General features: G+C 54.9%; 8 protein-coding genes. 4 read left to right on the top strand and 4 right to left on the bottom strand.

Annotation, left to right across the window (positions count from 1 at the left end; translation table 11 throughout):
- Positions 1-748: septum site-determining protein MinD (minD, locus tag QMM04_RS19685; RefSeq protein WP_282996817.1), on the bottom strand; the 748-nt coding region annotated here is incomplete at its 3' end.
- A 33-nt stretch (positions 749-781) separates the two neighbouring features.
- On the bottom strand, positions 782-1,489 hold the full coding sequence (gene minC / locus QMM04_RS19680) for a septum site-determining protein MinC (protein ID WP_021510043.1): 708 nt from the start codon (positions 1,487-1,489) through the stop codon (positions 782-784).
- A 153-nt stretch (positions 1,490-1,642) separates the two neighbouring features.
- Between minC and QMM04_RS19675 the strand changes: the two genes are divergently transcribed.
- The 3 genes from QMM04_RS19675 to QMM04_RS19665 all read left to right on the top strand — a co-directional run bounded on the left by QMM04_RS19675 (position 1,643) and on the right by QMM04_RS19665 (position 3,360).
- Positions 1,643-1,918 carry a YcgL domain-containing protein gene (locus QMM04_RS19675; RefSeq protein ID WP_021510044.1) on the top strand — a complete coding sequence of 92 codons (276 nt, stop codon included), beginning with the start codon at positions 1,643-1,645 and terminating at the stop codon, positions 1,916-1,918.
- 270 nt (positions 1,919-2,188) lie between these two features.
- On the top strand, positions 2,189-2,848 hold the full coding sequence (locus QMM04_RS19670; protein ID WP_021510045.1) for a fumarylacetoacetate hydrolase family protein: 660 nt from the start codon (positions 2,189-2,191) through the stop codon (positions 2,846-2,848).
- 65 nt (positions 2,849-2,913) lie between these two features.
- Positions 2,914-3,360 carry a YcgN family cysteine cluster protein gene (locus tag QMM04_RS19665; protein ID WP_282996816.1) on the top strand — a complete coding sequence of 149 codons (447 nt, stop codon included), beginning with the start codon at positions 2,914-2,916 and terminating at the stop codon, positions 3,358-3,360.
- A 56-nt stretch (positions 3,361-3,416) separates the two neighbouring features.
- On the opposite strand, the gene dsbB is transcribed toward QMM04_RS19665, so the two are convergent.
- Positions 3,417-3,947, bottom strand: coding sequence for a disulfide bond formation protein DsbB (dsbB, locus tag QMM04_RS19660; protein WP_040679952.1), 531 nt, complete (start codon positions 3,945-3,947; stop codon positions 3,417-3,419).
- Positions 3,948-4,256: 309 nt separating this feature from the next.
- On the opposite strand from dsbB, the gene fadR reads away from it, so the two are divergent.
- Positions 4,257-4,976, top strand: coding sequence for a fatty acid metabolism transcriptional regulator FadR (gene fadR, locus QMM04_RS19655; protein WP_058757728.1), 720 nt, complete (start codon positions 4,257-4,259; stop codon positions 4,974-4,976).
- A gap of 324 nt (positions 4,977-5,300) precedes the next feature.
- Here fadR and QMM04_RS19650 read toward each other — a convergent pair whose 3' ends face one another.
- Positions 5,301-6,836, bottom strand: a complete 1,536-nt coding sequence (locus tag QMM04_RS19650) for a SpoVR family protein (protein ID WP_031280208.1) — start codon at positions 6,834-6,836, stop codon at positions 5,301-5,303.
- Positions 6,837-6,927 lie beyond the last annotated feature (91 nt).

Here is a 6,927-nt window from a genome sequence, read left to right as displayed (position 1 = left end):
CTTCGCCAAGCAGGCGATCTACGGTATCAGCGTAAGCTTTACCGGCGTCAGAGTTTGCATCGAGGATCACGGGCTCACCCTGGTTAGACGCGCGCAGCACCGACTGATCTTCCGGAATCACGCCGACCAGAGGAATGCGCAGGATTTCCAGCACGTCTTCCATGCTCAGCATGTCGCCACGCGTTACGCGTCCCGGGTTATAGCGGGTCAGTAACAGGTGCTCTTTTACCGGCTCTTCGCTGTTTTCAGCGCGACGTGATTTCGACGAGATGATGCCGAGAATACGGTCTGAGTCACGCACGGAAGAGACTTCCGGGTTGGTGGTAATGATCGCTTCATCCGCGAAGTACAGCGCCATCAGCGCACCGGTTTCGATACCGGCCGGCGAGTCGCAGACGATAAAATCGAAGTCCATTGCCGCCAGGTCGTTCAGCACTTTTTCCACGCCTTCGCGGGTCAGGGCATCTTTATCACGGGTTTGTGAGGCGGGCAGAATATAAAGCTGCTCGGTGCGCTTGTCGCGAATCAGTGCCTGATTCAGCGTCGCATCGCCCTGAATAACGTTGACAAAGTCATACACCACGCGGCGTTCACAGCCCATGATCAGGTCGAGGTTACGCAGACCGATATCGAAATCGATCACCACGGTTTTTTTGCCTTTCTGCGCTAACCCTGTGGCGATGGCCGCGCTTGACGTGGTCTTGCCAACGCCCCCTTTACCCGATGTAACTACAATGATGCGTGCCATAAATGTTGATTTCCTTAACGAAAGAAAAGGGGCCTAATTAAGTGTCTGGATGGTGAGCGCGCCCTCTTTAAGGCACAGGCGCGCAGCTTTACCAAAGAATTCCGCCGGGATCTGGTCCATGATCCAGTATTCGCCGGCAATGGAGACCAACTCTGCTGACAGGTTGGTGCAAAAAATCTGGCAGTCGCGATCGCCGCTGGCACCGGCCAGCGCGCGGCCGCGCATCATGCCGTAAATATGAATGTTGCCGTCAGCCACCAGTTCGGCACCGGCGCTGACGCTGCTGGTGACGATCAAATCGGCGTTGCGCGCGTAAATCTGCTGACCGGAACGCACTGGCGTATTGATGATACGCGTTTTGCTGGCCGGTTCGCTGACCGGCGGCGCGACCGCTTCCGGCTCCGGCGCGGGCGCATCAGCGCGTTTGCGGTTCTCTTTACCCTCTGACAGCACCGGCAGGCCAGCGCGGGCAATCATCTTTTTCAGGGCTTCATCTTTACAGCCGCTCACGCCCACAATGCGTAAGCCGGTGGCGCTGACGGCCTGCTGCATCTGCTTCCAGTTGATGTCACCGTTCAGGGCTGACACGTTCAGCACCACCGGCGCGTTGTGCAGAAAAGCCGGGGCCTGGTCGATTTTGTCCTGCAGCGCCTGACGAATCACCTCGGGTTGCGAATGGTGCAGATGAACAACTGACAGGGTAAAACTGCTGCCCTTGAATTCGATTGGCGATTGCGACATCTGTCCTGACTCAGTCCTGTTTTACGACCCTGAAGTAAACGCCGATAAAATCGTCATTAACATCCGCGGGTCAATATTCGAAGTTCTGCAAGCATGTTATAGTTACTGCTATATTCAGGCAAGTGACGCCCTTAGTTAATTCGAGTAAAAAATATGTTTTGTGTGATCTATAGAAGCCCGCAACGTGACCAGACTTATCTGTATGTAGAAAAAAAAGACGATTTTTCGCGCGTCCCGGAAGAATTGCTGCGCGGCTTTGGTAAACCGCAGCTGGCGATGGTGCTGTCGCTCGACCAGCGCGACAGGCTGGCCAACGCTGACATCAATAAAGTGAAGCAGGGTTTAAGCGAACAAGGTTATTATTTGCAGATCCCACCACCGGTTGAAAGTCTGCTCAACATTCATCTTGAACAGGGTAAAAAAGTTTAATTCAGATTCATCTGTAAAAATATATCCTGTAAATATAATCAGTGCTTCGGCATTAATTTAATTGCTCACCTTAACCCATTATTGTGGGCAATAATCGTTGTCTTAAGCGGCGGACCTGATGAACAGGGGAACGGCTTTTGCCGCTTTCCGTCACGTGCGCCGCGATAAACCCGCTAATATAGTGCTCAGCAGCCTGCCACGTTCCGGCGGCTGATGAGACATCTTCGCCAGCGCGGCTGGCACCTAACTCAACTCAAGCAGGGGATTAGCATGTATCAGCATCGTAACTGGCAGGGCGCGCTGTTGGATTATCCGGTCAGCAAAGTGGTGTGCGTCGGCAGCAACTATGCAAAGCATATTAAAGAGATGGGCAGCGCCACCCCGAGTGAGCCGGTGGTGTTTATCAAACCGGAAACCGCGGTGTGCGATTTGCGGCAGCCACTGTCGATCCCGGCCAGCTTTGGTGAGGTGCATCATGAAGTGGAGCTGGCGGTGCTGATTGGCGCTACCCTGAAGCAGGCCAGTGAAGAGCACGTGGCGAAAGCGATTGCCGGTTATGGCGTCGCGCTGGATTTAACGCTGCGCGATCTGCAGGCCGGGTTTAAGAAAGCCGGTCAGCCATGGGAGCGCGCCAAGAGTTTCGATAACTCCTGTCCGCTGTCCGGGTTTATCCCGGCGGCTGAATTCAGCGTCGATCCGCAGGATGCCGAACTCAAGCTGGTCATTAACGGCGAGGTGCGCCAGCACGGCACTACGGCAGATATGATCCACAAAATTCTGCCGCTGATTGCTTACATGAGCCAGTACTTCACGCTGCGCGCCGGTGACGTGGTGCTGACCGGTACGCCTGAAGGCGTGGGCCCGCTGCGCTCCGGCGATAAGCTGGAAGTGTCGCTGGCCGGTCACGGTATCAGCACCCGCGTACTGTAATACTTGCATCACCGCACCTGAAGCTTTATAAGGTGCGGTCTTGTTGCTCAACCCGGACCGCTATCATGACCGACCAACCTTTCTGGCAGACCAAACGCCTGGACCAAATGAACGACGCAGAGTGGGAATCGCTGTGCGACGGCTGTGGACAGTGCTGTCTGAATAAGTTGCAGGATGCGGATACCGATGAGATTTACTTCACTAACGTCGCCTGCAATCAGCTCAACATCAAGACCTGTCAGTGCCGCAATTATGAGCGTCGCTTCGAGTACGAAGAAGATTGCATCAAGCTGACGCGCGAGAATCTCACCACCTTTAACTGGCTGCCGCGCACCTGCGCTTACCGGCTGTTAGGGGAGGGCAAAAGGCTGCCGGCATGGCACCCGCTGATTGCCGGGTCGAAGAAGGCGATGCATGCTCAGCGTATTTCGGTGCGATACATCGCGGTGCGCGAGAGTGAAGTGCGCGACTGGGAAGAACACATTATTGACCGGCCGGATCGGAACGGCTGATAACGCAACAGGCAGCCGCGGCTGCCTGTTTCGTCTGAGACTTTGTTTGACTGAACTCAGCGACCAAACAGATCGCGACGTTTTGCTTTGAACGGTTGCGCAATCAATACCAGAATGCCCACCAGCAGATAAGCGGCAAAAATCACGATCATCCACTGCGGCATGCTCCAGGTCAGGAAAGTCCATCCGCGTTCCGCGCAGTCACCGCTGGCGACAAATACCGCCGGCAGCCATTTATCCAGCGGCAGCCAGCTCGGGAAGCGAGCAGCAAAATCGCAGGTCACAAACGGGTTGGGGTGCAGCTGAATCATGGTGTGCTCATAAGAGAGGCGTACCCCTTCATAAGCGCTGTAGAGCCAGATGGCGATGGCCGCCCAGCGCAGCGGCGTTTTAGGCGCAATTGCACCCACCAGGCCGGCGCCCATGACGCCAAACAGCGCACAACGCTCATAGATACACATTACGCAGGGTTGCAATCCCATCACGTGCTGAAAGAACAGCGCAACCAGTTCAAAAACCAGGGCGGTCAGGGCCATTAATAACCAGGCACCGCGTCCGCGTGAGCATTGATTCAAGTATCGCAACATATTGCTTTTCCCGTAGCCGTTAATGCATCGCAGTGTAAACCAAAAGCGTACCCGTGCCAGCCAGGCAGGCGGAAAAAATCATGTATAAAAATGACTTATCCCTGATCCACGCCAAAAAATCGTGGCTTTTAGCACACGGCATCAAAAGCGCCCACGCAAGCGCAGCGTAACCCACGGCTTTTTTCGCTGCGCAGCTGCTGAATTTTGCGCCAGCGCGCGCTTTTAATCCGCTGGCAGGCTATTTCCGCTATGACCCCTCTGGTATGATGAGTGCCATTACGACAAAGAAAGCAATGAGAAATAAATGCTATGGTGATTAAGGCACAGAGCCCTGCAGGATTCGCTGAAGAGTACATAATTGAAAGCATCTGGAACAGCCGTTTTCCGCCGGGATCGATTCTTCCTGCCGAACGTGAGCTTTCTGAACTGATCGGCGTGACCCGCACCACTCTGCGTGAAGTGCTGCAGCGGCTGGCTCGTGATGGCTGGCTGACCATTCAGCATGGTAAACCCACCCGCGTCAATGATTTCTGGGAAACGTCTGGTCTTAATATCCTCGAAACGCTCGCCCGTCTTGACCACGACAGTGTGCCGCAGTTAATTGATAACCTGCTGTCAGTGCGTACCAATATCGCGTCAATCTTTATCAGCCGCGCGCTGCGCCATCATCCGGATAAGGCGCGTGAAGTGCTGGAGAGTGCGCTGAGCGAGGAAGATCAGGCTGAAGCCTATACCGAGCTGGATTACCGCGTGTTTCGCGGCCTGGCCTTTGCTTCCGGCAACCCGATTTACGGCCTGATTCTCAACGGTCTGAAAGGGCTGTACACCCGCGTTGGCCGCCATTACTTCTCAAATCCGGAAGCGCGTGAACTGGCGCGTAACTTTTATCGTCAACTGGCGGATCTGTGTGGCAAACAGCCAACGCAGGATCAGATCGTCGACAGCGTGCGTAACTACGGCCGCCGCAGCGGTGAAATCTGGCACAGCATGCAGAAAAGCATGCCGGATGATTTGAGCAGTAAGCGTTAACAGCGCACAAACGTTTCGCGGGTTCCAGTCCCGGACAGTCAGTATTCGCTGCTGCCGGGCTGCTCCTCGCGCCGCTTACGCGGTACCTTCGGCGTTCACGTTGCGCCTGACGGACCGGCCGGTATCGGTCTTCCTGACCGGCCCGGCCTGATTCCCGCCTCCCCGCGGGAATCTCCTGGCGCAACGTAAAAGCCTCAGCGCTGCGAATAGCCCGCTGCATCAGCGGATACTGACTGTCTGTGAAGTTGGTGCAGGATTATCTGTGAGATTAGGGGCCTACCAGGCAGGAAGATAAATGCTCGTCCCTGAGCATGGAGATTTTGTTTAAAGCGCCGGTCCGCGCGCAGGACAGCGATCCAGCAGCTCCACGCTGCCATCTTCGTTCTGCTGTTCCAGATTGACATCAAAACCCCACAGCCGATGCACATGCTTCAGCACATCGCGACGGCTCTTATCGAGCGGGGCGCGCTGCTGCGGCACATAGCGTAGCGTCAGCGAACGGTCACCGCGCAGGTCTACGTTGTACACCTGAATATTCGGCTCCAGATTGCTCAGATTATACTGCGCTGACAGCTGCTGACGAATCGCACGATATCCCGCCTCATCATGAATGGCGGCAATCTCAAGATAGTTATTGCGATCGTCGTCCATCACCGTAAACAGACGGAAATCCCGCATCACTTTCGGCGACAGGAACTGGCTGATGAAGCTCTCGTCTTTAAATTCGCGCATGGCGAAATGCAGCGTCTTCAGCCAGTCGGAGCCGGCGATGTCCGGGAACCAGTAGCGATCTTCTTCGGTTGGCGACTGACAGATACGCTTGATGTCCTGGAACATGGCAAAGCCCAGCGCATACGGATTGATACCGTTATACCACTGGCTGTTATACGGCGGCTGATACACCACGTTGGTATGGCTGTGCAGGAACTCCATCATAAAGCGCTCCGACACTTTGCCTTCATCGTACAGGTGATTCAGGATGGTGTAGTGCCAGAAGGTCGCCCAGCCTTCATTCATCACCTGGGTCTGTTTCTGCGGGTAAAAATACTGGCTGACTTTACGCACAATGCGCAGCACTTCACGCTGCCACGACTCCAGCAATGGCGCGTTCTTTTCCATAAAGTACAGCAGGTTTTCCTGCGGCTCAGAGGGATAGCGTGCCGCCTCGACCTGAGTAAACTCTTTTTCTTTGCGTGGCAGGGTGCGCCACAGCGTATTGACCTGGCTCTGCAGATACTCTTCCCGGCTTTTCTGCCGCGCTTTCTCTTCCTGCAGCGAAATCTTTTGCGGGCGTTTATAGCGATCGACGCCATAGTTCATCAGCGCATGACAGGAGTCCAGCAGCCGCTCGACCTCTTCCACGCCATAACGCTCTTCGCAATCAGAGATGTAGTTACGTGCGAACAGCAGGTAATCGACAATCGAGCTGGCATCGGTCCAGCTGCGGAACAGGTAGTTGTTTTTGAAGAAAGAGTTGTGGCCGTAGCAGGCATGCGCCATCACCAGCGCCTGCATGGTCATGGTGTTCTCTTCCATCAGGTAAGCAATACAGGGATTCGAGTTAATGACGATTTCATACGCCAGTCCCTGCTGACCGTGTTTGTAGCGCTGCTCGGTTTCGATGAACTTCTTGCCGAACGACCAGTGGGCATAATTGATGGGCATCCCCACGCTGGAGTACGCATCCATCATCTGCTCGGAGGTGATCACTTCGATTTGGTGCGGGTAGGTATCGAGCCCATAGCTTTTGGCCACGCGGTCGATCTCCGCCAGGTAGACATCAAGCAGCTCAAAGGTCCAGTCGGGACCGTCACTGAGTCGTTTGCTGTTGCGGGTTGGCTCGTCAAACATTGTCGTCATAGCGCACCTCTGTTTTGCAAGCGGCAGGCAACAGAGTGTCACCTGTCACGATCGTTTAAGGCTTCATCCTGAGAAAGACAGCCCAATAAAA

Source organism: Pantoea sp. Pa-EAmG, assembly GCF_030024295.1.
GTDB lineage: Bacteria > Pseudomonadota > Gammaproteobacteria > Enterobacterales > Enterobacteriaceae > Pantoea > Pantoea dispersa.
Note: the sequence above shows the minus strand (reverse complement) of the source record. Positions and strands in the feature narration are given on the sequence as shown.

What these genes read in the sequence shown, in the direction of transcription:
- minC (WP_021510043.1), bottom strand. Translation starts at nt 1,489, where the DNA reads ATGTCGCAATCGCCAATCGAATTCAAGGGCAGCAGTTTTACCCTGTCA.
- QMM04_RS19675 (WP_021510044.1), top strand. Translation starts at nt 1,643, where the DNA reads ATGTTTTGTGTGATCTATAGAAGCCCGCAACGTGACCAGACTTATCTG.
- QMM04_RS19670 (WP_021510045.1), top strand. Translation starts at nt 2,189, where the DNA reads ATGTATCAGCATCGTAACTGGCAGGGCGCGCTGTTGGATTATCCGGTC.
- QMM04_RS19665 (WP_282996816.1), top strand. Translation starts at nt 2,914, where the DNA reads ATGACCGACCAACCTTTCTGGCAGACCAAACGCCTGGACCAAATGAAC.
- dsbB (WP_040679952.1), bottom strand. Translation starts at nt 3,947, where the DNA reads ATGTTGCGATACTTGAATCAATGCTCACGCGGACGCGGTGCCTGGTTA.
- fadR (WP_058757728.1), top strand. Translation starts at nt 4,257, where the DNA reads ATGGTGATTAAGGCACAGAGCCCTGCAGGATTCGCTGAAGAGTACATA.
- QMM04_RS19650 (WP_031280208.1), bottom strand. Translation starts at nt 6,836, where the DNA reads ATGACGACAATGTTTGACGAGCCAACCCGCAACAGCAAACGACTCAGT.